The organism is Terrabacter aerolatus, assembly GCF_007991735.1.
In the GTDB taxonomy this organism is placed as follows: domain Bacteria; phylum Actinomycetota; class Actinomycetes; order Actinomycetales; family Dermatophilaceae; genus Terrabacter; species Terrabacter aerolatus.
This window is the reverse complement of sequence record NZ_BJYX01000036.1, coordinates 1-26957: the sequence shown is the minus strand read 5'-3', so window position 1 is coordinate 26957 and position 26957 is coordinate 1. Positions and strand designations below refer to the sequence as shown.

Sequence of the window (26957 nt, the reverse complement as noted above, 5' to 3'; positions counted from 1 at the left end):
CCGCCGCTGACAGCGCCGCGGCCCCCAAACCGACGACTCACGGCGACCGGCCCTGCTGCACCAGTCCGCCCGGGCGGGGTTGTGGTGGCGGGTGCCGGCGCGAGCACCACCGGAAGTCCGCCCGGCCGGGGTTGTGGTGGCGGGTGCCGGCTGGAGCGCTGCCAGAGGTCCGCCCGGGCGGGGTTGTGGCGGCCGGGGACGGCGCGAACACCACCAGAGGTCCGCCCGGGCGGGGTTGTGGCGGCCGGCGACGGCGCGAACACCACCGGAAGTCCGCCCGGGCGGGGTTGTGGTAGCGGGTGACGGCGCGAACACCACCAGAAGTCCGCCAGGGCGGGGTTGTGGTGGCGAGTGCCGGCTGGAGCGCTGCCTGAAGTCCGCCCGGGCGGGGTTTGACGCGGGTGGGTGCGCTCTGGTGCGGCCCGGTCCTCGACCTTCGGTCGGCGCGGCTCGGGTCGACGGCGCGTGGGGCGCCGGTCGGGGTTACTGGGAGACTGCGCGGCGGGCGAAGAGGGCCCGGTCGTCGAGCTCCTCCGCCTCCTCGGCGAACTCCGGCGTGTCGAACACGTCGGCGGGGATGCCGGAGTCGGTGTAGCGGGGCTCGGCCTTGGCCTTGAGGGAGTAGGTCGGTCGCGGCACGGGGACCGGGCTCCAGCTGCCCTCGGCCACCGGGGCGGCCTCGACGGCGGCGACCGGGACCTCGCCGGTGACCGGGGCCGCCTGGACGTCGAAGACACCGGCCTCGGCGCGCGGGGCGACCTCGCGCGCCTCGGGCGCGGCGGGCGCCGGAGCGCTGCGGATGACCTGGGTGTCGTCGCTGGAGAGCATGGGCACCGGGTGCATGACCTGGCGGGGACGCCCGCGGTCGCGCGAGTCCCGGCGCGTGTGGTCGGCCTCGTCGTCGACGTCCGCCGTGGCACGGAGCCGGTCGGACTGTGCCTCGGCACGGAGCCACACGAGCACGGCACCGACGGTCAGCACCGCGAACGGGATCGAGACCCACATGATGACGCCGGTGACCGTCAGCACGACCGAGACCGGCAGCCAGAGGAGCGCGACGAGGAGCAGTGCAGCACGAATCCGACGCTGCGCCACCGAGACCCGCGCCGGCGCCGGCCCCTCGGCACGGCGTGGACGGCCGTGGGCTCCGTGGCTCGGCTGGCGTGCTGACTCGGGCATGCGGTCCACCTCGGCGTAGGGGGCGATGTCGTGGTCGGTGTGGTTCAGGTGGGAGCGACCGCCGGCGGGCAGGGTGGCGGTGAGCACCCGCTCCTCGCCTCGTCGGGCGACGAGCGGCGAGTGACGGCGGGTGCTGCCGGCTGGGACGGCCCGCTTCACGTCGACGGTGGGACGGCCGGACGCGGCGGGCTTGACGGCATACGAGTGGGGGCGCGGCGTGCTCAGCTCGGAGGCCGGCAGGGCGGGACGCTTCTCGAGCACGCGCATGGCCTCGGTGAAGCCGTCGACGGACCGCGTGGCTGCGGCCTCCTCGCGGCGACGGGCCCAGTGCTGCACGAGATAGGCAGCCCAGATCGCCACGATGACGACGAAGATCAGGCTGCTGACGGGCACGTGACCCACGGTAGGACGCGGTTCGGTAACGACCCCGCACATTCGAGGCGTGTCGCGCAAGAGGCTGGTGTTACGGCTGTGACAGACGGGTCATGAGGGTCGATCCGGCGAGGTCCTCGGTCGTGACGGCGAAGGACCGGTGGTCGCGCCAGGCGCCGTCGATGTGCAGGAACCGCTCGCGCACGCCCTCGTCGCGCAGGCCGAGTCGCTCGACGACACGCAGGGACGGCACGTTGTCGAGGCGGATGTTGACCTCGACGCGGTGCAGACCGCCGGCCCCGAGGGCGTGGTCGACGGCCAGCGCGAGCGCCCGCGTCGCGATGCCTCGGCCGGTGACGGCCTCGTCGAGCCAGTAGCCGGCCGCCGCCGACTGCTGTGCGGCCCGGACGATCCCGAACAGGTGGACCTGCCCGACGATGCGCCCGCCCACCTCGATGCACCACGGCATGGCGCGGTCGGCGATCGCCTCCGCGTCGAGGTCGCGCACGAACTGGCGGAACGACACCGGGGTGCGCGCGGGCGAGCCGGGTGGGAGGGTCGGCTCCCACGGCTGGACGTATGCCGCGTTGTCCCGGCGCACGCGCTGCCAGTCCCGCTCGTCCCCCAGCCGGAGGGGCCGCAGCACGATGGCGGGCTCGGCGGACGCGTCGCGCAGGACGACGGGCCACTGCGCGCGGCCGTCGCGGTGCGGACGCCACGGCATCCTCACGTGGTCACCTCGGAGCGGGTGGAGGCGACCCGAGTCGCGAGACGCCGCAGGGCAGCCCGTGCCATCACCTCAGTGGTCACTGCCGGGGATCTGGTCGAGGGCGTGGCCCAGGACCGGCTCGAGCACGTCGAGCGCGTCGCTGACGCCACCGCGCGAGCCGGGGAGGTTGGCCACGAGGGTGCGGCCGGCCAGCCCGACGAGGCCGCGCGACAGCATCGCCGTCGGCACACCCTTGGCGACCCCGGCCGCGCGGATCGCCTCGGCCACCCCCGGGACGAGACGGTCGAGCAGCGGCGCGGTCTGCTCGGGCGTCGCGTCGGTGGGAGTGAGACCCGTGCCGCCGGTCGTGAGCACGAGGTCGGGCTCGCTCGCCAGGACCTCGCGCAGGGCCATGCCGAAGTCGTCACCGTCGGCCACGACGACGGGCTCCCCCACCTCGAAGTCCCAGCCTCGGAGGCGCTCGACGATGACGGGTCCGGACCGGTCGGCGTAGACACCGGCCGCGGCCCGGGTCGAGACCGTGACGACGACCGCCCGACGCCCGGCGCCCGGGCGCTCACTCATGCCAGTCCCCCGAACGGCCGCCGGACTTCGCGGTGACGCGCACGTCGGTGATGCGCCCGTGCTTGTCGACGGCCTTGACCATGTCGATGAGCGCGAGGGCGGCGACCGACACCGCGGTCAACGCCTCCATCTCGATGCCGGTGCGGTCGGCGGTGCGCACCGTCGCCGTGATGTCGGCGCCGTCGTCGGCGACGGTGACGTCGACCTCGACGCCGTGCACGGCGATGGGGTGGGCGAGCGGGATCAGCTCGGGGGTGCGCTTGACGGCCTGGATGCCGGCGATGCGGGCCACGGCGAGGGCGTCACCCTTGGGGACGCGCCCGGACCTCAGGGCCGACACGGCGTCGGGGCTGAGCAGCACCCGGCCGGCCGCACTGGCCTCGCGCGCGGTGACGGCCTTGGCCGACACGTCGACCATGTGCGCGCTCCCGTCGGGACGCACGTGGGTCAGCGCCGGTGCCACGGGAGCCCCTGGAGCCCCTGGAGCCCCGGGAGCCCCGGGAGCCACCGGGGGTCGGTCGCTCGGCACACCTGCGGCCGGGGACGGCGGCTGCTCGCTCATCAGGCGTCCTTGTCGAGGAGGAGGACGTCGACGACCTCGCCGGCGACGAGCTCGGTGACGTCCTCGGGCACGACGAAGAGCGCGTTGGCCCGGGACAGGTCGGCGACGAAGTGCGAGCCCTGGCCCGCCACGGGGACGGCGACCAGCGTGCCCTCGGCGGAGCGCGAGACCACCGCTCTGCCGAACTGCCTTCTGCCACCGAAGGACTCGACCCCCGAGATGAGCGTCGCCGGACGCAGGCGGCGCTTCTCGGGCGAGAGGCGCATCAGCCTGCGCAACGCCGGGCGCACGAAGATCTCGAACGACACGAACGACGACACGGGGTTGCCCGGCAGGGCGAACAGCGGCACCGGCTTGCCCGCCGGCCCGCTGAGCAGGCCGTAGCCCTGCGGCTTGCCGGGCTGCATGGCCACCTTGACGAAGTCGATGCCCTTGTCGCGCAGCGCACTCTTGACGACGTCGTACGCGCCCATGGAGACGCCGCCGCTCGTGATGACGACGTCGGCGCGCGTGACGATGTCGTCGAGGGCTGCGAGCAGGTCCGCGTCGGAGTCACCGACCGCGGCCTGGATCTCCGCCGACGCACCCGCACCCACTGCAGCGGCCCAGAGCATCGAGGAGTTGGAGTCGTGGATCTGCCCGGGCCCCAAGGGCTTTCCGGGCTCGACGAGCTCGGTGCCGGTGGAGAGGACGACGACGTGCGGCCGGCGGTGGACCTCGACGACCGCATGCCCGCACGCCGCGAGCAGGGCGATGGTGCGCGCGCCGACGACCTCGCCGGCCGGCACGATGACCGCGCCGGAGGAGACGTCCTCGCCCCGGGGTCTCACATAGCGGCCGCGGGGCACCGACATGCGGCACTCCACCTCACCCGTCGCCGCCCCGTCGGTGTCCTCGACGGCGATGACCGCGTCGGCCCCCTCGGGGATCGGGGCGCCTGTCATGATCCGGGCCGCTTCGCCCGGTCCCACAGTGAAGGAGGGGTCGTCACCGGCGGCGACCTCACCGACGATGCGCAGCCGCACCGACCCGTCGCCCGCGGTCGAGAGCGAGTCGGCGCGGACGGCATACCCGTCCATCGAGGAGTTGTCGAAGCTCGGGAGGTCGACCTTGGAGCGCACGTCGCGGGCCACGACGAGCCCGAGGGCCTCGGTGAGCGGCGTCCACGCGGTCGGGGACGGCTCCAGCGTCGCGAGGATGGCCTTGAGGTGCTCGTCGACGGTGCGCACGTCGCCACGCCTGGCGGCGGGCGACGTCGCGGGCACGGGCAGCTCGCCCAGCACCGCGTCGTCGAGGACCCTGCGGTAGCCGTCGATGAGCACGTCGCCGACGCAGCGGACGTTCCGGCCGAAGACGGGGTCGCCGATGACGCGCAGGCTCGTGCAGTCGCGCATCGACGGCACGCCCTTGGGGAAGCGCTTCTCGAAGCCGGAGACGAAACGGTAGGCCGAGTCGAGGTCGACGTAGGGCTCGGGACCGTCGACGGCGGCGACGACGTGGTAGCCGTCGTCGAGGGAGAAGAAGTCCGAGCGGATGACGAGCAGGTCGTTCGTCGTCTTGACGGGCCGGAAGCGCGTGCGCGGCACGAGGATGGCCTCGGACCCCTCGAAGACCTCGATCGCCGTGCCCATGGCCGACTCCATCTGGATGACCTCGGGCGAGCCGGGGTCGGCAGGGTCGACGTTCTTGTGGTTGACGATGATCGGCAGGCCGAGGACGCCGTGCTTGGCGGTCATGCGCTCGCGGAGGACCTCGAGGTCGATCCACACGTTGTTGGCGTTGAAGGTGCTGTGCCGCTTGATGTCACGGAAGTAGCGCTCCTCCCCCTCGGCGACCATGGCCGTGTCGCGCAGCACGATGCGACCGTCCGACTTGCGCACCGCGAGGTGGCCGCCCTTGCGGTCGCTCTTGGTGCGCTGGCAGACCTCCGCGACGAAGGGCAGGCCCTGCTCGACCATCCAGGCCGCGACGTCGGGGTCGCACGTCGCACCGAGGTTGTCGGAGTTGGAGAGGAACGCGTAGCGGATCCCCTTCTCCAGCAGGGCGTCGAGCACGCCAGACGTGACGAGCGAGACGTAGATGTCGCCGTGGCCGGGCGGGCACCACTCGAGCTCGGGGTCGTCGGGCCACTGCACCGGCATGAGGTCGTCGGGCCGCAGCTTGGGCTCGGCGTTCTGGATGAAGTCGAGCGGCAGGCCGTCGACGGGCAGGTCGGGGTACTTCGCGAGGATCTTGAGCGACTCCTCCGAGGTGCGGAAGGAGTTCATGAGCACGAGCGGCAGCTCGACGCCCCAGCGCTCGCGCAGCGCCAGCACCTGCAGGGCGATGATGTCGAGGAAGGTCAGCCCGTCCTTGACCTCGAGCGCCGACTTGGCCCCGCTCATGCCCATCCCCGTGCCCAGGCCGCCGTTGAGCTTGACGACCGCGGTCTTGGACAGCGCCGCCCGGGCCTCCTCGTCGCTGACCTGCACCTCGCGGAGGGTCTGGATGTCGCCGAGGGGCTCGATCGAGGCCTCCGGGATGGTCCCCTTCGCACCGGCTTGGAGCTGCTCGAAGTAGTGCTCGAAGACGCTGATCGCCTCCGGTCCGAGGCCTCGGTGGCGCATCAGGTCGACAGAAGCGCGCAGGGCCTGGTCACTCATGGGCATCACCTTACGATGGGCCCATGCGCGCCCGGACCGTCTCGCGAACCCGAACGCGATGACATCCGCCGCCAAACGTGACCTGCGTCACGCCGCACGCTCCCGGCGACGCGAGATCGCCCGACTGCTGGACGAGGAAGCACGGGCTCGGGCATCCGCCGCGATCACCGAGGCCGTCCTGCGTCTCGTCCCCGGGCCCGGGCGGGTCGCCGTCTACGAGTCGCTGCCGGACGAGCCGCCTACCGGCCCGCTCGTCGAGGCGCTCCTCGCCGCCGGTCACGAGGTCGTCGTTCCCGTCGTGCTCGACGACTTCTCCCTCGAGTGGAGGTATGCCGTCCCCGGCACCTCGGGCGACCACGCCACCGTGCGCCGTCCGAGCCACGGCGGCCCGGCGCTCGAGGAGATGGACCCGCAGGGGTGGCTGGGCACCGACACCCTCGCCACGTGCCGGCTGGTCGTGACCCCCGGCCTGTCGGTCGACCGGCACGGCACCCGGCTCGGGCAGGGCGGCGGCTGCTACGACCGCGCCCTCGTGCACCGCGCGCCGTCCACGCCTGTCGTCACCCTGCTCCACGAGGGCGAGCAGAGCGAGACCGACCTGCCGGCCGACGAGCACGACGTGCCGGTCGACGGCTACGTGACGACCACCGGCCGCGTCGTGCGGGTGCGCTGACGAGGTCGCACCCGGCATCCGCCCTCACCCGGCATAGGACCTCACCCGGCGGCCGACAGGTCGGCCGGACGACCCGGCGTCAGGGGGTCGAGGCCGGTGGCACGAGCGTCAGCTCGTCGTCCGTCGCCTCCTTGACCGCGGACTGCGTGAACGGCCACGCGAAGGTCTCGTTGGCCGCCCACGCATCGACCTGGTCGGCGTAGTGGTCGCTGTAGGCGTGCCCCGACTGACCTGTCGAGTTGACCCAACGGGAGGCGTCGAGGTTGCCGAGGTCGACGATCATCCGCATCGACGGGCCGTTGGTCACGTCGTAGCCGGGGGCCGCGGCGTTCCACGAGTTGGCGTTGACGATGGCGTTGCCGCCGCCGAGCTCGATGTCGTTGCGGTCGAAGAGGTTCTGGATGATCGACGGCACGCCGTCGGCGCCCATGACCGGGTGCTTGAGCTGGAGCTGGTGCAGCCGGCCCCAGCGCCACGTCGCGGGGACCTTGCCGAGCTCGCGCGCGAGGTCGAGACGCGCCTCGACGAGGGCCCGCTTGAGGATCTCGTCACGGCCCTCGGTCACGCCGGGAGTCGTCTTGTCGTCCCACCAGTCGTTCTTCGGGTCCTTCATCAGCTGCTCCATGACGACCATCCAGCGGCTGCCGCCGTCGGGCGCGATGTCCGGCGGGAGCTCGTCGAAGGTGTACTGGAGGAGGTACTTCCACACGGCGTTGTAGTAGGCCGCCGAGGCCGCGTCACGTGACTTGTCGTTGGGCTGGCTGCCGTCCCAGTCGCGCAGCAGGCGCTGCGCCTGGGCGGTGAAGTCGTCGACCTGCACCGACAGCAGGCGCTCGACGAGCGCCGGGGCGTAGGTGTTGCGGGTGTCGCCCTGGATCTGCGCCATCGTCTCGGGCGACACCTTCGGCGTCGCCGCGAGCAGCGTCCGGATGCGCTGGGCACGGAAGCCGTAGTCCCACTCCGAGGTGAGGAACGGCGTCGGGCTCGCCGTGACGGCCTGGTTGGCCGTGACGATGAAGCCCTCGGCGGGGTCGAACGAGGTCGGCAGCTGGTCGAAGGGGACGTAGCCCTTCCAGTCCCACTGCGAGTCCCAGCCCGGGGACGGCCAGAAGCCGGGAGGCGCACCCGGGGTCGCCGAGCGGCGGATCGGGATCTGTCCGGGCGCCTGGTAGCCGATGTGGCCCTCGGTGTCGGCGTAGACGAGGTTCTGCGAGGGCACCGAGAAGAGCGCGGCCGCCTTGCGGAAGTCCGTCCAGTTCGTCGCGCGGTTGAGCGCGAAGATCGCGTCGGCCGTCGTGCCCGGGTTGAGCGCCGTCCAGGCCAGCGACACGGCATACCTGTTGCTCTGCGGCGCCCCGCGCACGACGCTGCGGTCGCCCGCCTCGTCGACCGCCGGCACCACGTCCGAGAGGATCGGGCCGTGCACCGTCGAGCGCACCGTCATCGAGACGTCGGCCCCGCCCGCCACCTTGATGGTCTCCTGGCGCTCGACGAGCTTCACGTTGGCGCCGTCGCGCAGGTAGGAGTTGCCCGAGACCTGCTCGAGGTAGAAGTCCGTCACGTCGGGACCGAGGTTCGTCATGCCCCAGGCGACCTTGTCGTTGTGACCGATGACGACGCCCGGCAGGCCCGAGAAGGTGAAGCCCGAGACCCGGAACGGGCAGGCGGCGCTCAACGTGCGGCACTGGAGGTTGACCTGGCCCCAGATCCCGGGGATCGCGAGCGCCAGGTGCGGGTCGTTGGCGAGCAGCGGCTTGCCCGTCGTCGTGCGGGAGCCGGAGACGACCCACGAGTTCGACCCGATGCCGTCGCCGCGCCCGAGGCTGACCGGCACCGCGTCGACCGAGGCGATGGCCGAGTCGATCGCGGAGCCGCCACCCGCGGTGCGCAGCGCCGTGAGGGCGGCGGGCGCGGGGCTGGCCGCCTGGTCGCTCGCCGCCGACGAGGGCTGCCAGTCCTGCTCCGAGAGGATCGGCTGGTTCCGGTCGACGGGGTAGGGCGGGTAGAGCAGGTTGATCTGCTTGATCGAACGCGTCGTGCGCGACATGCGGGCCCGCGCCAGCTCGTCCTTGTAGTCGCCGCGGAGGTCCCACGCCATCGCCTTGAGCCAGGCGAGCGAGTCGACCGGCGTCCACGGCTCGACGCGGTAGCCGGGGTTGCGCCGGGCGAGCACGGTGTACTCGAGCGACATCTTCTCCGGCGACTCGGTCTTCTTGATGTAGGCGTTGACGCCGTCGGCGTAGGCCTGGAGGTACTGCCGGGTCTCGGGGGCGAGCTTGGGCAGCTCCTGCTCCGCGACGCGGCGCCAGCCCATCGTCCGGATGACCTTGTCGCTGTCGATGCCCGCGCTGCCGACGAGCTCGGAGAGTCGCCCGGCGGTCACGTGGCGGCGCAGGTCCATCTCGAAGAAGCGGTCCTGGGCGCTGACGAACCCCTGGGCGCGGAAGAGGTCGCTGGCGTTGTCGGCGTAGATGGTGGGGACGCCCTGGGCGTCACGGTGGACCGAGACCGAGCTCGTCAGCCCCTCGATCGAGAGCTGGCCCGTCGTGTCGGGGAAGGACTGCCGGACCACACCGATCGCCAGGATCCCGACGGCGACCACCGCCATGACGACGAGGACGGCGACGAGCAGGACGATCCGACGGGCGCGCTTCAACCGTGACACGCGACGAGCCTAGGCCACGGCCGAGGGCCGGGCTCGCAGCCCGAGCGGCACCGCCGGACATCGTTGCCGAACCGCGAGCAAACGACGCCGCAACCCTCGACGACCCCGCTCCCGGCAGCTCACGCGGACCGCCGTGGGGACGTGTCGCGGACCGCTCCACGGCGGGTCGGCCCGGGATGGTTGGATTGCGACGACACCCGAGGAGCTGCCCTTGCCCGCACTCGCAACCATCACGTCGTCGACCATGGACCTCGACGACCTGACGCGTGTGCTCCTCGTGGGTTCGCTCGTGCTCCTCGTGGCGGTCGCGGCCGTGCGCCTCTCGGTCCGCTCGGGCCTGCCGTCGCTGCTCATCTACCTCGGGATCGGCCTGCTCCTCGGCAACGCCGGCGCCGGCATCCAGTTCGACGACGCGTCGATCACGCGGGTCCTCGGCTACGCCGCGCTCGTGCTCATCCTCTCCGAGGGCGGGCTGACGACGTCGTGGTCCAACATCAAGGACTCCGTCGCCCCCGCGGCGGTGCTCTCGACCGTCGGGGTCGTCGTGTCGGTGCTCGTCGTGGCCGTCGCCGCGCACGCCTTCCTGCCGCTGTCGTGGACCATTTCGCTGCTCATGGGCGCCATCGTGACCTCTACCGACGCCGCCGCGGTCTTCGCGGTGCTGCGCAACGTGCCGCTGCCCAAGCGCCTCTCGGGGATGCTCGAGGCCGAGTCGGGCTTCAACGACGCGCCGGTGGTCATCCTCGTCGTCGCGTTCGCCGCCCAGGGCGTCCCCGGCGGCACGGCCGACCCGTGGTGGGTGCTCGTGCTGCACGCCGTCGTCGAGCTGGCCGGCGGGGTCGCTGTCGGCGGCGCCGTGGGCTGGCTCGGCGGGCAGATCCTGCACCGTGTCGCGGGGGCGTCCTCGGCCCTCTTCTCCATCGGCGTCGTCTCGCTCACCGTCCTGGCGTATGCCGTGGGGTCGGCCGTGCACGTCTCCGGCTTCCTCGCGACGTACCTCTCCGCGCTCGTCCTGGGCAACATGGGCCTGCCCAACCGGGTCGCGTTCCAGAGCTTCGCCAACGCCTTGGGCTGGATCGCCCAGATCGGCCTCTTCGTGCTCCTCGGCCTGCTGGCCGACCCCACGCGCCTCGGCGAGCAGCTCGTGCCGGCCATCGTCATCGGGCTCGTCCTGCTCCTCGTCGCCCGGCCGCTGTCGGTGGTGGCGTCGGTGTCGTGGTTCAAGGTGCCGTGGCGCGACCAGCTCTTCCTGTCGTGGGCGGGGCTGCGCGGGGCCGTGCCGGTCGTGCTGGCCACCGTCCCGCTCGTCGTGGGCACGCCGGACACGGAGTGGATCTTCGACCTCGTCTTCATGCTCGTCGTCGTCTTCACCATCGTGCAGGCGCCGTCGCTGCCGTGGGTGGCCAGGCGGCTGGGGCTCACCGAGCAGGTGCACTCGGTCGACGTCGACCTCGAGTCGACCTCCCTCATGGAGATCAGCGCCGACGTCATCCAGGTGACCGTCGGGCCCGAGTCGAGGCTGCACGGCGTCGCCGTCTTCGAGCTGCGCCTGCCCAAGGGCGCCAACGTCACCCTCGTGGTGCGCGCCGGCGAGGGCTTCGTGCCCGACCGGCTCACGACGATCCGGCACGGCGACCAGCTGCTCGTGGTCACGACCTCGAAGGTCAAGCAGCGCACCGAGCAGCGCATCCGCGAGATCAGCCGCGGCGGCCGCCTCGCCGGCTGGCCGTAGACTGACCCTCGGTCCCGTTCCGCCCCCGACGTCAAAGGTTCACCTGTGCCCACCTACTCCTACGCGTGCCAAGAGTGCGGTCACGCCTTCGACATCCGCCAGTCGTTCACCGACGACTCCCTGACGGTGTGCCCGGAGTGCGGCGAGCCACGGCTGCGCAAGGTGATCCACCCCGTCGGCATCTCGTTCAAGGGCTCGGGCTTCTACAAGACCGACTCGCGCGCGTCCGCGAAGTCCGCCTCGACGCCGGCAGCCGCCGGGTCCGGTGACACGAAGAAGGACACCGGGTCGACGACGTCGTCCGACTCGACCTCGAGCTCGTCGACCTCGGGCTCGTCGACGTCGGGCTCGACGACCGCCCCGGCGCCCGCGTCGGGAGCGTCCGGCTCGTCGTCGTCCAGCACGTCGTCCACAGCCTCCTGACCTCGAGGGACGTTGTCCCCACCCGCGGGCGTATGCCGTCCGGCCGGCCGGGCGGCCACCCTAGGCTCCTGCCATGACGATTGAGCAGACGACCGTTCCCGACCCCGCCGTCCAAGCGGTTGCCACCCCCGGTCCGCGCGCCGAGATCGGCGTCATCGGCGGGTCCGGCCTGTACGAGTTCCTCGACGACCACGAGACCGTCGAGGTCGACACGCCGTTCGGGCGCCCCAGCGACCCGCTCGTCATCGGCGAGGTCGAGGGGCGCAGCGTCGCCTTCGTCGCCCGTCACGGCAAGGGCCACCGGTTCGCCCCGCACCAGGTCAACTACCGCGCCAACCTCTGGGCCCTGCGGGCCGTCGGGGTCCGGCAGATCCTGTCCCCGTGCGCGGTCGGGTCGCTGAGGCCCGAGCACGGGCCGGGCACCATCGTCGTCCCCGACCAGGTCGTCGACCGCACGTGGGGGCGGGCGCACACGATCTACGAGGCCGAGGGCCCCGTCGTCCACGTCGGGTTCGCCGACCCCTACTGCCCGAACGGTCGCCAGGTGGCCGTCGACGCCGCCCGACTGTCGCAGCTGCCGGTCGTCACCGACGGCACCCTCGTCGTCATCAACGGACCGCGGTTCTCCTCGCGTGCCGAGTCGCTCATGCACCAGCAGGCCGGGTTCGGCATCGTCGGGATGACGACGATGCCCGAGGCGGCCCTGGCCCGTGAGCTCGCCATGTGCTTCACGACGATCGCCATGGTCACCGACCACGACGCCGGTGTCGAGGGCGGCGACGCCGTCACGCATGACGAGGTGCTGCGGGTCTTCGCCACCAACGTCGAGCACCTCACCGGCATCCTGCGCGACGCCATCGGGCAGATGCCGGCGGCCGAGCCGGACGAGACGGCGACCTGCCCCTGCCGACGCAGCCTCGACGGTCTCGAGCTGCCCTTCCCCCTCCCCTGATGGCCGCGCCACGAGCAGGCTCGTGGTGGCGCCGGTCCCGGGGGGCCGCAGCCGTGCCGGACGGTCCGCGGCGTCGCAGGGCGCGACGCACCCGGTGGCGTCGGTTGGCGGCGGCAGGACTCGCCGGGCTGGCGGTCCTCGTCACGGGCGGCGCGCTGCGCCCGGCACCGGCCGGTGGCGCCGGAGTGCCCACCGTCGTCATGGTGCGTGACGTGGCGGTCGGACAGCGGATCGGCCCCGCCGACGTGGCGGTCACGCCGAGGCCCGACGGGCAGCGACCCGCGTCTGCGCTGGCCCGGGTCGACGCCGCGGTGGGACGCGTCGTGACCACGCCGCTCACGACGCACGACGTCGTGACGGCCGAGCGCCTGCTCGGGCCGGACCTGCTCGAGGGCCAGCCCGAGGACCGCGTGGCCGTCAGCGTCCCCGTGCTCGACGCCGCTTCGGTCGGCCTGCGTCCCGGCAACCACGTCGACCTCTACGCCACGGCGTCCGGCGCCCGGGCCGCCGCCGACGTCGTCGTCCTCGCCGTGCACGACGCCGAGGCGTCGACCGGTCTCGGTGCCGGCGCTCCCGCTCGCGTGACGCTGGCCCTCGACCCGGCGCAGGCCGCCGAGGTCGCCCGTGGTCTCAGCACTCTCGAGGCCGGTCAGAGTCTCGTCGTGGCCATCCGGCACGGGTCGGCGTCCGAGCAGTAGGCTCGGATCGCCCGGGGTGTCCGTCACACGCGACACTCGCGTCGCAGCGTCGCACACGGGCCGCAGGCTCAGCAGACGACAGGCACGACCCACGGGGACGGGTCGACTCATCACTCCGGCCCCGCGGCACCGAGACGCCCCGCTTCCAGGGGCCAGAAAGGGACGCGCATGATCAAGGGTTTCAAGGATTTCCTGATGCGGGGCAACGTCGTCGACCTCGCCGTCGCGGTCGTCATCGGCACCGCGTTCGCCAAGGTCGTCGACGCGTTCGTCGCGGTCATCATGGACCTCATCGGCAAGATCGGCGGCACGCCCGACTTCTCGAACTGGACACCCGGCGGGGTGAAGTTCGGGGCCTTCCTCACGGCGCTGATCAGCTTCGTCATCGTCGCGGCAGCCGTCTACTTCATGGTCGTCGTGCCGATGAACCACCTGGCGCAGCTGCGCAAGCGGGGCGTCGAGCCCGAGCCCGAGGCCCCCTCCGAGGAGGTCATCCTGCTCACCGAGATCCGCGACAGCCTCCGCGCCCGCTGATCCCCGTTGCACCGAAGTGCCCACTCGACTCGAGTCGAGTGGGCACTTCCACGCGGTGACCGGCGCTCTCCCCCGTCGAGTGGGCACTTTCACGCGGTGACCGGCGCCCTCCCCCGTCGAGTGGGCACTTTGACGCGGTGCCCCGGGGACGGGGACCCGACCTCGGGGACGTCAGGCGGGCTCGGGTGTCAGCGTGGAGGCGCCGCCGTAGGCCTGCGGACGCTCGTAGTCACCGAGCACCTCGGCGAGGGCCAGCGGCCGGGCGGCCTCGGCGTGGCGACCCGCGCGCTGCAGGGTCCGGCCCAGCAGCAGGTGCGCGTAGGAGTCGGTCGGGGACTCCTCGATGACCCGGGTCAGCGTCGCCTCGGCCCGACCGAGCTGGGCCGACTGGAAGTAGGCGCGGGCCAGCAGCAGGCGCAGGTCGGTGACCGAGTGCAGCACGGCGTCGGACTCGGCCGAGCCGGCGCGGGACGACTCGACCTCGTCGACGAGCTCGGCCAGGGCGGTGGCGGCGGCCGCGTGGTCACCTCGCTCGAAGAGGCCCTGGGCCCAGGAGAGGCGCAGCGAGAACGGTGTCGTCGTGTTCATGAGCCCCTCAACGCGCCGCACGGGCACAGCATTCCGCCGCGCCCCTCGCCGGGGTGAGCAGCACCCGGGTCACTCGTAGTGCGGAGGCCGCTGCTCCTGCAGCCAGCGGTCGCCGAGGCCGGAGCCCGACGGCCGCTCACCCCAGCCGAGGTCGAGCTCGTCGCTGCTGCGGCCGAGTGCGGCGCCCGGCTCGCTGCCGTCCCCGTCGGGGGTCGCCTCGGCGGCGGCCGTGCCCTTGCGGAAGACCCGGCGACGCTTCCGCTTCGGGGCCGGAGCCGTGGCGGGCGCCTCAGGGGCCTTGACGTCCTCGGACGCCTCGGACCGGCTCGCGGTCGTGGTGGCCGCGTCGCCCGAGTCGGCGCCCGTGGTCCCGACCGTGCGCGCGTCGTCGGTACCGGCGCCTCGGCCGTCAGCCGCGACGCTGTCGTCCGGCCCCTCCGAGGGGGTCGGTTCCGGCGCGGCCGGGGGCGGCGACGTGCGGGCCAGCGTGACGATGCGAGCGATCTCACGGGCCGGGTCGCGGAACACGTCGGTGCTCCACACCCGCTCGTGCACCCAGCCCAGTCTCGCGAGCTGCTCCGGTCGCAGACGGTCCCGGTCGCGCGTGCTGCGCAGGGCGGCATACCGCTCCCCGTCGGTCTCGACGGCGATGAGCGCGCGACCCCGGTGGTAGGGGTCCTCGACGGCGATGTCGATGCGGTGGCTCGCCGTGCCGTAGTCCTCGTGGACCGTGAGGCCGTGTCGGCGCAGGCGCTCCGCGAGGTCGTGGCGCAGCGGATCGGTGGTGACGGTCGCCGTCGCGAAGAGCGTGTCCTCGTCACCCGCTCCCCCACCGGTCTCGGCGTAGGCGAGGAAGTCGCGCAGCATGAGGGCGCCGCGGGCCTTGAGGCGGCTCGGGTCGAGGTCGACGGACCGCAGCGCCGAGACGACGACCATGCGCGAGCGCGCGCGGGTGATCGCGACGTTGAGGCGCCGCTCGCCGCCCTCGTTGTTGAGCGGGCCGAACCGGTGCAGCACCCGGCCGTGCGGGGTCTTGCCGTAGCCGATCGACAGGATGATGGCGTCGCGCTCGTCACCCTGGACGCGCTCGAGGTTCTTGACGAAGAAGCGCTCGTCCCGCGCGTCGTCGAAGAAGGCGGCGACGTCGGGGGCGGTGCGCAGGGCCTCGGTGACCGCCTCCTCGAGGCGGTCGGCGTGCTTGATGCCGAGTGCGATGACGCCGAGCGACTCGGTCGGCCGCGTGCGCGCGTGCTCGAGGACGAGCTCGACGACCCGGGCGACCTCGCCGTCGGTCGTCTCGATGGTGTCGACGCCGGGCTGGACGACCGCCTGTCCGTCGACGGGCTCGAAGGTGACGGCCGAGTCGAGCGACGTGCCGGGGAACGTCGTGAGGCGACCGTCGTACATCGCCTCGTTGGCGAAGGAGATGAGCCGCTCGTCGCGGCTGCGGTAGTGCCACGTGAGGTTGCGCGTCGGCAGCGCGGCCGCGAGCACGTCGAGCACCGACTCGAAGCCCTCGGTCAGGGTCTCGTCGGCGGGGGCCGCGTCGGACTCGTCGTCGGAGACGACGGTGAAGAAGTTCGTCGGCGGCAGCTGGCGCTCGTCACCGGCGACGACGACCTGACGGGCGCGCGAGATGGCCGAGATGGCCTGCGCCGGCTGCACCTGCGAGGCCTCGTCGAAGATGACGACGTCGAACCAGCGACCCGGGGGCAGCGTGGACGCGACGACGAGCGGGCTCATGGCCCAGCACGGCTTGATCGCGGTGAGCGTCGCGGACGCCTGGTTCATGAGGTCGCGCAGCGGCCGGTGGCGGCGGGCCTTGCCGGCCTCGCCTCGCACGAGGGCCTCGTGGGCCGGGTGGTCGGAGATGACCTCGCGGACGTTGCGGGCGACCGCTGCCCGCACCCGCTCGACGGTGGCCGCCTGGTGGGCGCGATCGGCCTCGGCGAACTCGGCGACGTCGCGGCGCAGACCCGCCCCGTCGTGCGCGCCGTAGGCGGGGTCGCGCACCGTGATCTCCTGCGCGAGGGAGGCCCACCACACGTGCTCGACCTCGGCCGTCACCTGGTCGGTGGGGATGCCGCGGGCCGCGAGGTCGTCGACGACCGACCCGAGCCCCACGGCGCGCAGCTCGTCGAGGGCGGCCGTCACCTGGGGCAGCACCGCGATGCGGTCCGGTCGGCTCGCCAGCGCAGCGAGGCGCTCCCGGAGCTCGAGGAGGGGCAGGGAGACGAGCGTGCTCCCGTCCGGACCGGGCTGGAGCCGCTCGTCGAGCCACTCGAGGTCGGCCGTGAGGCCGGCCAGCAGCGCGAGACCCTCGTCGAGGCGCGGCGAGATCTCGGGCCGGCCGCCGCCGCCGACGAGCTCGAACCAGTGCTCGCGCTGCTCGCCCGCGGAGACGAGCTCCTCGTGCAGGTTGGCCGGCGGGCGGCCCGGCCGGAGCAGGCGCTTGGTCTGCTGGCGGATCCTCATCCGGTCGAGCCAGCCCATCTCGACATCGCGCGCCTCGCGCCAGTCGCGGGTGGCCGTGGCGGCGATGTGCTCCTTGAGGGGGATGTCGAACACCTCGGGCCGGAACACCTCGAGCGTCTCGCGGACGCTCGCCATCGTCGCAAAGGCCGACTTCCAATCGGCGAGCGAGTTCGCCTCGGGCACACGGGATTCCGACAGGATGCGGTTGAGCTGGCGAGCGGCGTCGTCGAGCCCGCTCGTGCTGTGCTTGGTCGTGATGTCGAGCGCACGGGACGCGTCGTCGGCGCTGAGGATGCGGGCGCCGAACCACGGGTCGTCACCCTCACGCGTCCAGGCACCGAGGCCGGCGGCGTCGCGCAGGCGACGGCCGAGCTCGACGGCGCGGGTGCGGCTCAGGCTTCCGAGCTCGCGGCTGCCCAGGCGTACGTGGCAGGTCGGGGGCGGCGTGCGGGTGCCGAGCTCGACGAGCGCCTCCTGCGCCTCGTGGGCGGAGACGCCCCACGGGTCACGGACCGCGTGGAGGGCCTCGACGTGCCGCTGCAGGCGCGCACGACGGTCCCGGAGGTCCGCGGTCGTGCGGTCGGTGTCGGGGGCGTCGTTGTCGATCGCCGCCTCGAGGCTGCGGGCGAACTGCTGGGCCGTCGCGCGCTTGTTGGTCGGGCCGTCGTAGGCGTCGAGCACGAGGTCGCCGAGACCGAGGCGGTCGAGGCGGGTCAGGACGGCGTCGATGGCGGCGCGCTTCTCGGCCACGAAGAGAGTGGACTTGCCCTCCGCGGCGAGCGAGGCGATGAGGTTGACGATCGTCTGGGACTTGCCCGTGCCCGGAGGCCCCTTGACGACGAGGTGGGCGCCGGCGCGGACGGCGTCGATGGCCGCGTGCTGGGAGGAGTCGGCGTCGAGCACGAGGTACTCGTGCTCGGGGTCGGGGTCCGGCTCGCTCTCGGGGACGCGCAGCCGTACCGCCGCGAGCGCGGACTCGTCGCCGGCGAGCGCCGCGACGACGTCGTGGTCGGCGAGGGTGGCGCCCTGCAGGGCGAGGTCGGCGACCATGGGCAGCTTGGCGTAGGAGAAGGTGCCGAGCACGAGCCGCGGGGTGATCTCGAACTCGGGGACGCGCTCGCACGCATGGCCGAGGGCGGCATACACCGGGTAGGGGTCGAAGCCGTTGCCGGCGCTGGCGAGGTCGGCGAGCGCGTCGGCGTCGATCTCGATGCCCTGCTCGGAGCGGAGGTACTCGCGCAGCACGGGGTTGAACTCGGCGTCGGGCCCGAGGTCGAGCTCGAAGTCCTCCTGGGCGGCGCCGGTCTGTCGCAGGACCAGGGAGCGGAGCAGCACCGGCGAGGCCGGCGGGCGCGCCGCGCGCGGGACCGACCACGTGGCCATCCCGATGGCGATGAAGCCGGCGGCGATGCCGCGCTCCTCGCGCAGCTCGAGCGCCTTGGACCGGATGGCGCGCGCCCGGCGCCTCGCCTCCTCGAAGGCGGCCGGCTCGCGGACGAGATCGGACAGGCGGGTGCGACGGCCGGCGAGCAGCATCGAGACGCCGCCGGGGTGTGCGGTCGTCAGGTCGAGGGTTCCCGAGGGGAGGTCGCGGTACCAGAGGAGCGTGTTGCGACCACCGAGGTCGACGAGGGTGCGCTGCCACGTCTTGACGGCAGCCGCGACACGGTCGGCACGCGGGTCGCCCGAGGGCGACTCCGCCGGGAGGGCAGGGTCGGTCCTGAGCGCGTCGGTCATTCCAGCAGGCTAACGAACGAACCTCGGTAGTCCTGCCAGCGACAGACCACGCGGCGGAGGAATCGCGAGGTCACCGGGGCGGGGGCGGCGTCGCGAAGCACCCGAGGTCGTATGCCGTCACGACCGTCTGCGGGGACGTGGCCCTCCCACGCCGGGTCGGCCCGGACGACCGGCGTGGGAGGGGCCGCGCCCCAGCAGGACCGGCTCACCGGCCGGGGCGCTCCGAAGGGCGCTCCCAAGGGCGCGACCGCAGGAAGACGGCCACGGCGGCGGCCGCCAGCACCAACAGGGCCGCGTTGACGGCGACGGCCGTCGTCACGCCGGCGAGCAGCGACGGGGACGCCTCGGCGCTGGTCCCGTGCCACTGCGCTGCGACGACCGCGGACATCAGCGGGATGCCGAGGGTGATCCCGACCTGCTGGCTCATCGTGGCCAGCCCCGTGGCCAGGCCCTGCTCCCCGTCCGGGAGCCCGGAGGTGGCGGTGACCATGAAGCCCACGATGGCCACGAGGTTGGCGACACCACCGACGAAGGTCGCGACGAGCAGCAGCGCGAGCGACGAGGGGGCCGTGGTCAGCAGGACGAGCGAGGCGGTGGCGGCCGACTGGACGAGCAGGCCGACGACCACGGCGTTCCGGGCTCCGACGCGCCCGATGACCACCGGCCCCAGCAGGCCGCCGGCAACGGTGCCGACGCCGAGCACCCCGAACACCAGCCCGGCCGAGAGCGGCGAGTAGCCGAGCACGTCCTGGAGGTAGAGGGTCAGGACGAAGACGAGCGAGGTCTCCGTGGCGAAGGCGAGCAGGCCGGCGACATTCCCCCACGCGACGGTTCGGCGCCGCAGCACGGCCGTCGGGAGCAGCGGCTGGGCGACGCGCTGCTCGACCTGCCAGAAGACGGCGAGCAGGACGAGGCCCACGAGCAGCGATCCCCAGGCGGCCGGGTCACCCCACGAGGACGCGCCGGCCGTCGTCAGGCCCTGCACCACGGCGAGCAGGCCGAGCGTGACGGTGACGGCCCCCGGCACGTCGAGGCGCGGGCGGGTGGAGGGACGGCTCTCGGTCAGCACGCCGGGAGCCACCGCCAGCACGACCACGGCGACGGCGACGTTGACGAAGAACGCCCAGCGCCAGCTGAGCAGGTCGGTCAGGAGCCCGCCGAGGATCGCCCCGGTCGTGAAGCCCGCGGCCATGAGGGACCCGTTGAGCCCCAGCGCCCGCGAGCGTTGCGGCCCCTCGGGGAACGTCGTCGTGAGCAGGGCGAGCGCTGCGGGGGTGACCATGGCCGTGGCGACTCCCTGCGCCACCCTGGCGACGAGCAGCACGACCGGCTCCTGGGCCAGGCCGCCGGCGAGAGAGGACCCGCCGAGCAGCGCGATCCCCGTCAGGAAGAGCCGGCGACGCCCGAAGAGGTCGGCCACCCGGCCGAACAGGAGCGTGAACCCGGCTGCGCACAGCGCGAACGACGTCGAGATCCACTGGAGGTGCTCGAGCGAGAAGCCGACGTCCGAGCCGATGGCCGGGAGCGCCACGTTCAGGATGGAGAAGTCCACCGCGAGGGTGAAGCTCGCGGTCAGCAGGACGGCGAGCGCGAGGCGTTGCCGCCCCGACATCCGTGGAGCGGCGTCCGCACGCGGAGGGGGCGCGGCAGGGTGTTGCGGGGCGGGTTGCAGGGCGGGTTGCGGGGCGGGTTGCGGGGCGGGTCGTCGGGTGTCCTGGTCGAGGCGCGACACGGGAGTCCTTCCGTCTGGGGTGACGTGGTTGGGCGCGACGGGACGGTCGCGTGGTCCTCACCCTCGGCGCGGCGCGCGGGGCCAGCCAGGCCCCCGCCTCTCCCACCCCCCGGCTGCCTGCCACTGACAGGGACAGGCAGCCGGTGGGCACGACCGCGACAATGGGGACATGGACGACAGACCTGGTGCCGGCACCCTCGGGGCCTTCCTGCGCAGCCGCCGGTCAGCGCTGACCCCGGACGAGGTCGGGCTGAGGTCCTACGGTGCGCGGCGCGTGCCGGGCCTGCGACGCGAGGAGCTGGCACAGCTGGCCGGCGTCTCGGCGACCTACTACACGCGCCTCGAGCAGGGACACTCCGCCAACGCCTCCGAGGGGGTCATCGACGCCATCTCCCGAGCTCTGCGCCTGAACGACGACGAACGCGCCCACCTGCACGATCTCGCGCGACCGTCGGCGGCGTCGCGTCGGCGTCGGCCTCCGCGCCCCGACCACGCACGCCCCGGCACCGTCGCTCTGATCGACGCGATGGGTGCGGTGCCCGCGGTCGTCATGGGCCGCCGGTCCGACGTGCTCGCCTGGAACCGGCTCGGTCACCTGCTGCTGGCCGGGCACCTCGACCCGACAGCACCTTCCCGCCCGGCAGACCGCCCCAACCTCACGCGGATGCTCTTCCTCGACCCGCACACCCGCGACCTCTACCGTGACTGGCGCTCTGAGGCGACGCTGGCCGTGGCGTCACTGCGCTTCATCGCCGCGCAGTTCCCCGACGACCGCGAGCTGGCCGAGCTCATCGGCGACCTCGTCGTCCACAGCGCGGAGTTCGCCGCGCTCTGGGCGCGGCAACCGGTGCAGAAGTGTGTCACCGGCACGAAACAGTTCCACCACCCCGAGGTCGGCGAGTTCGACCTCGCGTTCGAGGTGCTCCACCTCCCGGAGGCCGGCGGTCAGCGCATCCTCACGCACACGGCATACCCGAGCACGTCCGGCGAGACGGCGCTCTCCCTCCTGGCCGGGGCCAGCGCGCCGCGGGGGTCGTCACCGGTCCTGTCCACTCGGCTGTCCTGATCGGACACATGCGACATTTCGCATTGCCCCGGTTCGAGGGCGCTCCCTAGCGTGGCGGGGTCCGTGCCAGCCCCAGCGTCGGGGAACGAAGGAGAGTCGACCATGCACCTGTCGAGACCTACGGGAAGGTGGGCGGTCGCCGTGACGGCTGCAGCCCTGCTCACCACGAGCGCCACCGGGATGGCGAGCGCAGGGACGAGCGCGGGGACGGGCGCCGGCTCCGACCACCGCGCCGTCCCGCCCCAGCACCGGTCGGTGCTCCCGCTGACGCAGTACGTCAACCCCTTCATCGGCACCTCGGCGGCGACCACGAGCGGTTACGCGGGCAACAACAACCCGGGCGCCAAGGTGCCGTTCGGCTTCACCGACTTCGGGCCCGACATGCCGCGCACCAACTTCAACGGCTCGGGCGGCTACCTCAACCCGCCGGACGCGACGACGGGGAAGATCAACTTCTTCAGCCTGACGCACCTCAACGGCGTCGGCTGTCCCGGCCAGGGCGCGGTCGGCATGATGCCGGCCTCCACCCCGACCGCCGTGGCCTCGAGCAGCAGCGGCGTCCCGACGGGCGTGCCCTTCCACACCGCGACCGAGTCCGCCACCCCGGGCTACTACGGCGTCACCCTGGACAACAGGGTCAAGGTGGACCTGACGGCCACGACCCGGACCGGCATGGCGCGCTTCACCTATCCCGATGCCGGGTCCGGCTACTTCTCCATCGACACCCGCCTCAACGGCAACAGCAACCGCAGCACCGAGGCCGGCAAGCTCACGCCGGACCACGTATCGCTCGACGTCAGCAAGGACGGACGCGTCCTGTCCGGACAGACCGTCGCGCCGGCCTTCTGCACCCCGTACGGCACGCCGTGGAACTCGCCCGTCTACTTCTACGCCGAGTTCGACCGGCCCCTCGTGAAGTCCACGGAGGGTGCTGTGAACTCACCCAAGGACGGCGCCGCCCTGCTGCACTACTCGCTCCCGGCACACGACCCGACCCTGACGATGCGGGTCGGGATCTCGGCCGTCAGTGTCGCGAACGCGAAGCTCAACCTCCACACGGAGAACCGGTCGTCGGGCTTCGAGCAGACCCGCAAGGCCGCGGACTCCGCGTGGAACACCCGGCTCAACACCATCCAGGTCGACCGGGCCGCCGACGCGAGCCGGCTCACCCCGACGGAGCGCGCGAGGCTCGTGAAGTTCTACACCGCCCTCTACCGGGTCTTCGGCTCCCCCACCGTCTACTCCGACGTCAACGGGGACTTCCGGAGCATGGGCGCCGAGCGGCCCTACCCGACGGGCGTCGACACCACGGGCGGCATCGCACCGCGCCGGACGGCGAACGTCGCGGACTACTCCTACGTCAAGCCCGGCGGAGGGAAGGGTGGCTACACGACGCACTACAGCAGCTTCTCGCTGTGGGACACCTACCGTTCCCAGGCGCACCTGCTCGCGCTGCTCGCCCCCAAGGAGTCGAGCGAGATGATGCAGTCCCTCGTCGTCGACGCCGAGCAGTGCGGCGCCTTCCCGCACTGGGTCGACGCGAGCGACGACTCGACGCCGATGGCCGGCGACAACGCCCTGCCGGTGCTGGCCGGCGCGTACGCCTTCGGGGCCAAGGACTTCGACGTGACGAGCGCCGCCCGCCTCGTCAAGCAGTCGGTGTTCGACCCGACCAGCGCGTGCAACGGCAACAAGAGCATGACGGCCTCGGAGCAGTACCTGCGCGACGGCTACTACCCGAGCCCCGAGTGGTCCTCGAGCAACATCGAGCGTTACAACAGCGACCGCGCCGCCGCGGCGTTCCTCGCGGCCGTCCCCGACTCGGTGCGGCGTGACCCGAAGGTCGCCGTGACGCAGTCCGACCTCGCCACGCTCTACGACCGCGCGGGCTGGTGGCGCCACATCTTCGACGCGGCGAACGGCACCATCGCGACACGTGCCGCCCCGACGACGCCCGGGATGCCCGGCGCCCTCATGCCTGGCACCTTCCACGAGTCGACCGAGCCGAACTACTTCTGGTCGTTCGGGTACGCCTGGACCGACCTCATCAAGGCCATCGGCGGCAAGGACCAGGCGGTCGCCCGTCTCGACCGGCTCTTCTCCATCGACTCATCGCTCAGCACGGTGCCGACGGCCGCGCAGCTCAACGGCGGTCAGGACGCCGAGACCTTCTACATGGGCAACGAGATGGGTTTCAACGCGCCGTGGGCCTACAACTGGGCGGGTGCCCCGGCCTCGACGCAGTACATCGTGCAGAAGCTGATGGACATCACCTTCAACGCCGGTCGTGACGGTCTGCCGGGCAACGACGACATGGGCGCACTGTCGAGCTGGAACGTCTTCGCGGCGCTCGGGATGTATCCCACCGTCGCGTCGGCGCCGGGCCTGGCGCTGTCGACGCCCCAGTTCCCGGCCGCGACGGTGTGGCTGAAGAACAAGCCGCTGCGCATCACGACCGACGGGGACGCCTCCGCGAGGCCGTTCATCGCGGGCCTCACGGTCGGCCGGACCTCGCACCAGAGCTCGTGGCTGCCGCTGTGCGAGGTCAAGGGCGGCGGAGCCATGTCGTTCACGCTCGCTGCGAGGCCGACCGGCTGGGCGACGGCCGAGTCGCTCACTCCCCCGTCGGGCCCTGACGCCGACTACACGCGCTCCACGGCGGCCGGGCGCCCGGTCGACCTGCCGGGTCGGCCGGGTGGTCGGTAGCCGGGCCGTGGACGGTCGGTAGGTCTTCGACGACCGGCGTGCAGGGGCGTGGCAGCGACGCTGTCGCGCCCCTGTCGTATGCCGGGATGCCCACTCCCACGGGCGGCGAGGCCGAGCGCGGGCGGTCGGGTCGAGGGCCTCGGTCAGCCGCGGTCGTGCAGGGTGATCTGGTAGCCGTCCGGGTCGGCGAAGGTGAAGGTGCGACCGAACGGGCCGTCGATGGGCGCGGAGACGATGATGTGACCGTCGGCGACGAGGGCGTCGTGGATGGACTGGACCTCGGTGGCGTGGAGCCAGATCGCGGCGCCGATGCCGGGCTGGGCGGCGGATGCGAGGTCGGTGCCGGGCACGAGGTCGCGGAGCGCGAAGGCGATCGGCTGCGTGTCGAAGACGACGGCGTGCGGCGGTCCGGCCTGGGACCGGACGAGACCGAGGTACTGCACGTAGAACGCCTGCGAGGCGGCGAGGTCGCGCGCCTGGAGCGAGATGAAGTCGGGACCGGTGACGGGCATGATGAGCTTCCTTCTGGTCGTGTCAGTTATCTGACACAGGTGAATGTATGTCAGAATCCTGACATGGGTCAAGAAGCTGACGGCATCGACCTCGAGACGTCCCTGGGCTACCTCCTCAAGGAGGCGTCGAGTGCCCTACGCGCCGCGATGGATGACGTGCTGCGACCGCTCGGCATGACGGTGACGCACTACTCCTGCCTCGAGCTGCTCGCTCAGCGGCCGGGCCTGTCGAACTCCGAGCTCGCGCGGGGCGCCTTCGTGACCCGGCAGTCGATGAACGTGCTGCTCCACGCCCTCGAACGCGAGGGTCACGTGACGAGGCCGGCGGAGGCCCCGGTCGGCAAGGTCCTCCCCACGCGGCTGACACCCCGCGGCAGGCGGATCCTCGAGAAGGCGACCGTCGCCGTCCGGTCAGTCGAAGAGCGGATGTTGGCGGGCCTCAGCGAGACCGAGAGGTCCGAGGCGTTCCGGGTGCTGCAGAGCATGACCCGCTCCCTGCGCGCCGGCGGCGATCAGGGCTAGGTGCGACCTGCGGCGCTTCGGTCGACAGCGAGTTGGGACCCAAGCTGCGGAGGCGTCGCCCGTGAGTTCGACCCTGTCGGCGGCGCCGTCGTGCATCATGAGCGACGTGAGCCCCGAGACAGGTCCGGAGATCGTCGATGAGACGGCGGGCGGCCTGCCACCCCTGCCGTCGGAGCCGCGGTCTCGGCGAGTGCGGAAGGCCATCGGGCCCGTGCTCCTGGCCTGCTCGTCGGGGTCCATGGCTGTGTGGCCGACGGGGGTCGGGGTCCAACACCCTGCTGTTCGCGCGCTGCAGGCCTGCTTCGCCCTGGGCTTCGTGGTCATCACCATCGGGCAGCTCCGCCTGCGGGTCCTGCTCGAACGGGACGGCCTCGTCATCCGGCGTCTCGTCCGGCGGACCCGGATCCCGTGGGCGGAGGTGCGAGACGTGCGGATCCGTGGTCTCAGCATGGGCCGTGGCTGGATCGAGGTTGTGCGACAGGACTCCCGCGAGGTGGTCCTGCCGACGCCGGTCGAGGCGTATCCGCTGCTGAAGGAGCAGTGGGAGCGATCCACCAGAGGCCTCCGGTGACAGGGGCGTGCGTGGGTGGCCGTCGGCAGACCACGACCGGGCCTCGGCTCCGGGCGTGCGCAAGCGTGCCGCCCAAGGTGAGCAGCCGATGTGAGAGCGACAGCCCGGACGCTTGGAACCGAGCCTCGCCAGACACCGATCCTGCGTCAATGAAACAAGCAGCCGATGAGCGCGTGCCCAGGCGGCGTCCTCGACGGAAGGCGCCGCCTGAGCGCCGCGGACAGTCTTACTGGAAGTAGGTGGGCTTGCGGGGGACGTACGGGCCCTCGAGTGCCTGCACTTCGTCGTCGGTCAAGGTGATGTCGAGCGCTGCTGCGGCGTCGGCGAGGTGGTGTTCCTTGGTGGCGCCGGAGAGCACGGAGTCCACGGCCGGGTTGCGAAGGACCCAGGCGAGCGCGACCTGCGCCATGGGGACTCCGCGGTCGGCGGCGATCTTCTCGGTGGCGTCCACGATGGCCTTGTCACTCTCGAGATACAGCGGGTTCCCGAACATGTCGACCTGCGGGTTCGACTGCGACCGCACGGTGCTGCGGTCGCCCCAGGGGCGCGCGTTGATGCCGCCGTTGAGCGGGCTCCACGGGATGGACCCGACGCCTTGGTCGGCCAGCAGGCCGAACATCTCGCGCTCCTCCTCACGCTGGGTGAGGCTGTACTGGTCCTGGACGGAGATGAACTTCGTCCAGCCGTGCAGCTGCGCGGTGTGCTGCAGCTTGGAGAACTGCCAGGCCCACATCGACGACGCGCCGAGGTAGCGGACCTTGCCGGCCTTGACCACGTCGTGCAGGGCTTCCATCGACTCCTCGACGGGAACGGTGGGGTCGTACCGGTGGATCTGCAGAAGGTCCACGTAGTCGGTGCCGAGCCTGGTCAGTGAGGCGTCGACCTGCTCGAGGATGGCCTTGCGGCTCAGGCCGCCGCCGCCGGGGCCAGCGTGCATCGGCCAGTAGATCTTGGTGGCCAGGACGGTGGCCTCACGGGTGCTGAACTCGCGCATCGCGTTGCCCGTGATGACCTCGGACGTGCCGCCGCCGTAGACGTTGGCGGTGTCCCAGAAGGTGATGCCAAGCTCGACGGCCTGCCGGAACAGGGGCGCGGCCTGGTCGGCGTCGAGCGACCACGTCATCATCGGATTGGGGTCGGCGAAGCTCATGCAGCCCAGAGCGATGCGGCTGACTGTGAGGCCAGAGGTGCCGAGATTGGTGTAGTCCATGGGGTACTTACTTCCTTGTTCGTCTGCTTGTTCGTCGGTGTGTCGATGTCGACGTTAGGGGCGTCGGCACGCGCGGTGAGAGTCCCTGGCGTTAGCCCCCACCCGCCCCATA

Annotated in this window: 21 protein-coding genes; 10 read left to right on the top strand and 11 right to left on the bottom strand. The window is 72.3% G+C overall.

Going from position 1 to position 26957, the window contains the following annotated elements; translation table 11 throughout:
* Positions 1 to 483 precede the first annotated feature (483 nt).
* The 5 genes from TAE01_RS19565 to TAE01_RS19545 form a co-directional block, all read right to left on the bottom strand.
* Positions 484 to 1572 (bottom strand): SepX/GlpR family protein, encoded by a 1089-nt coding sequence (locus TAE01_RS19565; protein ID WP_147068486.1) that lies wholly within the window; start codon positions 1570 to 1572, stop codon positions 484 to 486.
* Between the two features lie 70 nt (positions 1573 to 1642).
* Positions 1643 to 2275, bottom strand: coding sequence for a GNAT family N-acetyltransferase (locus TAE01_RS19560; RefSeq protein ID WP_147068490.1), 633 nt, complete (start codon positions 2273 to 2275; stop codon positions 1643 to 1645).
* A 75-nt stretch (positions 2276 to 2350) separates the two neighbouring features.
* Positions 2351 to 2845 (bottom strand): MogA/MoaB family molybdenum cofactor biosynthesis protein, encoded by a 495-nt coding sequence (locus tag TAE01_RS19555; protein WP_147068485.1) that lies wholly within the window; start codon positions 2843 to 2845, stop codon positions 2351 to 2353.
* Positions 2838 to 3263, bottom strand: a complete 426-nt coding sequence (moaC, locus tag TAE01_RS19550) for a cyclic pyranopterin monophosphate synthase MoaC (protein WP_246111470.1) — start codon at positions 3261 to 3263, stop codon at positions 2838 to 2840. The genes TAE01_RS19555 and moaC overlap by 8 nt, the downstream gene beginning before the upstream one ends.
* A gap of 143 nt (positions 3264 to 3406) precedes the next feature.
* On the bottom strand, positions 3407 to 6049 hold the full coding sequence (locus TAE01_RS19545) for a UTP--glucose-1-phosphate uridylyltransferase (RefSeq protein WP_147068483.1): 2643 nt from the start codon (positions 6047 to 6049) through the stop codon (positions 3407 to 3409).
* Between the two features lie 58 nt (positions 6050 to 6107).
* Here TAE01_RS19545 and TAE01_RS19540 point away from each other — a divergent pair, with 58 nt between their 5' ends.
* Entirely contained in the window at positions 6108 to 6722 is a 615-nt protein-coding gene (locus TAE01_RS19540) for a 5-formyltetrahydrofolate cyclo-ligase (RefSeq protein WP_147068482.1), read from the top strand.
* A 79-nt stretch (positions 6723 to 6801) separates the two neighbouring features.
* Here the strand turns inward: TAE01_RS19540 and TAE01_RS19535 are convergent, their stop codons facing one another.
* Complete coding sequence (locus TAE01_RS19535; protein WP_186815310.1) at positions 6802 to 9330, bottom strand: penicillin acylase family protein; 2529 nt, start codon at positions 9328 to 9330, stop codon at positions 6802 to 6804.
* 301 nt (positions 9331 to 9631) lie between these two features.
* Between TAE01_RS19535 and TAE01_RS19530 the strand changes: the two genes are divergently transcribed.
* From TAE01_RS19530 to mscL, 5 genes are all read left to right on the top strand, one after another.
* On the top strand, positions 9632 to 11119 hold the full coding sequence (locus TAE01_RS19530; protein ID WP_371860867.1) for a potassium/proton antiporter: 1488 nt from the start codon (positions 9632 to 9634) through the stop codon (positions 11117 to 11119).
* Between the two features lie 45 nt (positions 11120 to 11164).
* Positions 11165 to 11542 carry an FmdB family zinc ribbon protein gene (locus TAE01_RS19525; RefSeq protein WP_147068480.1) on the top strand — a complete coding sequence of 126 codons (378 nt, stop codon included), beginning with the start codon at positions 11165 to 11167 and terminating at the stop codon, positions 11540 to 11542.
* 73 nt (positions 11543 to 11615) lie between these two features.
* Complete coding sequence (locus TAE01_RS19520) at positions 11616 to 12494, top strand: S-methyl-5'-thioadenosine phosphorylase (protein ID WP_222594188.1); 879 nt, start codon at positions 11616 to 11618, stop codon at positions 12492 to 12494.
* Between the two features lie 104 nt (positions 12495 to 12598).
* Positions 12599 to 13192 (top strand): SAF domain-containing protein, encoded by a 594-nt coding sequence (locus TAE01_RS19515; RefSeq protein ID WP_186815308.1) that lies wholly within the window; start codon positions 12599 to 12601, stop codon positions 13190 to 13192.
* A 168-nt stretch (positions 13193 to 13360) separates the two neighbouring features.
* A complete protein-coding gene (gene mscL / locus TAE01_RS19510) occupies positions 13361 to 13726 on the top strand; it encodes a large conductance mechanosensitive channel protein MscL (protein ID WP_147068478.1) in 366 nt (121 codons plus the stop codon).
* Between the two features lie 171 nt (positions 13727 to 13897).
* Here mscL and TAE01_RS19505 read toward each other — a convergent pair whose 3' ends face one another.
* The 3 genes from TAE01_RS19505 to TAE01_RS19495 form a co-directional block, all read right to left on the bottom strand.
* Positions 13898 to 14314 carry a tetratricopeptide repeat protein gene (locus tag TAE01_RS19505; RefSeq protein WP_147068477.1) on the bottom strand — a complete coding sequence of 139 codons (417 nt, stop codon included), beginning with the start codon at positions 14312 to 14314 and terminating at the stop codon, positions 13898 to 13900.
* Between the two features lie 69 nt (positions 14315 to 14383).
* Positions 14384 to 18526, bottom strand: a complete 4143-nt coding sequence (locus TAE01_RS19500) for a PDDEXK-like endonuclease domain-containing protein (RefSeq protein WP_147068476.1) — start codon at positions 18524 to 18526, stop codon at positions 14384 to 14386.
* 205 nt (positions 18527 to 18731) lie between these two features.
* Positions 18732 to 20138 carry an MFS transporter gene (locus tag TAE01_RS19495; protein ID WP_147068475.1) on the bottom strand — a complete coding sequence of 469 codons (1407 nt, stop codon included), beginning with the start codon at positions 20136 to 20138 and terminating at the stop codon, positions 18732 to 18734.
* Positions 20139 to 20427: 289 nt separating this feature from the next.
* Between TAE01_RS19495 and TAE01_RS19490 the strand changes: the two genes are divergently transcribed.
* Both TAE01_RS19490 and TAE01_RS19485 read left to right on the top strand, forming a co-directional pair.
* Positions 20428 to 21324 carry a helix-turn-helix transcriptional regulator gene (locus TAE01_RS19490; protein WP_147068474.1) on the top strand — a complete coding sequence of 299 codons (897 nt, stop codon included), beginning with the start codon at positions 20428 to 20430 and terminating at the stop codon, positions 21322 to 21324.
* Positions 21325 to 21465: 141 nt separating this feature from the next.
* Positions 21466 to 24030: a glycoside hydrolase domain-containing protein gene (locus TAE01_RS19485; RefSeq protein WP_222594187.1), complete on the top strand. Its 2565-nt coding sequence runs from the start codon at positions 21466 to 21468 to the stop codon at positions 24028 to 24030.
* A 143-nt stretch (positions 24031 to 24173) separates the two neighbouring features.
* Here the strand turns inward: TAE01_RS19485 and TAE01_RS19480 are convergent, their stop codons facing one another.
* Entirely contained in the window at positions 24174 to 24542 is a 369-nt protein-coding gene (locus TAE01_RS19480) for a VOC family protein (RefSeq protein ID WP_147068473.1), read from the bottom strand.
* Between the two features lie 63 nt (positions 24543 to 24605).
* On the opposite strand from TAE01_RS19480, the gene TAE01_RS19475 reads away from it, so the two are divergent.
* Together TAE01_RS19475 and TAE01_RS19470 are read left to right on the top strand one after the other, a co-directional pair.
* Entirely contained in the window at positions 24606 to 25064 is a 459-nt protein-coding gene (locus tag TAE01_RS19475; RefSeq protein WP_147068472.1) for a MarR family winged helix-turn-helix transcriptional regulator, read from the top strand.
* 61 nt (positions 25065 to 25125) lie between these two features.
* Entirely contained in the window at positions 25126 to 25635 is a 510-nt protein-coding gene (locus TAE01_RS19470; protein ID WP_147068471.1) for a PH domain-containing protein, read from the top strand.
* A gap of 226 nt (positions 25636 to 25861) precedes the next feature.
* Here TAE01_RS19470 and TAE01_RS19465 read toward each other — a convergent pair whose 3' ends face one another.
* Positions 25862 to 26845 (bottom strand): aldo/keto reductase, encoded by a 984-nt coding sequence (locus TAE01_RS19465; RefSeq protein ID WP_147068470.1) that lies wholly within the window; start codon positions 26843 to 26845, stop codon positions 25862 to 25864.
* Between the last annotated feature and the right edge of the window lie 112 nt (positions 26846 to 26957).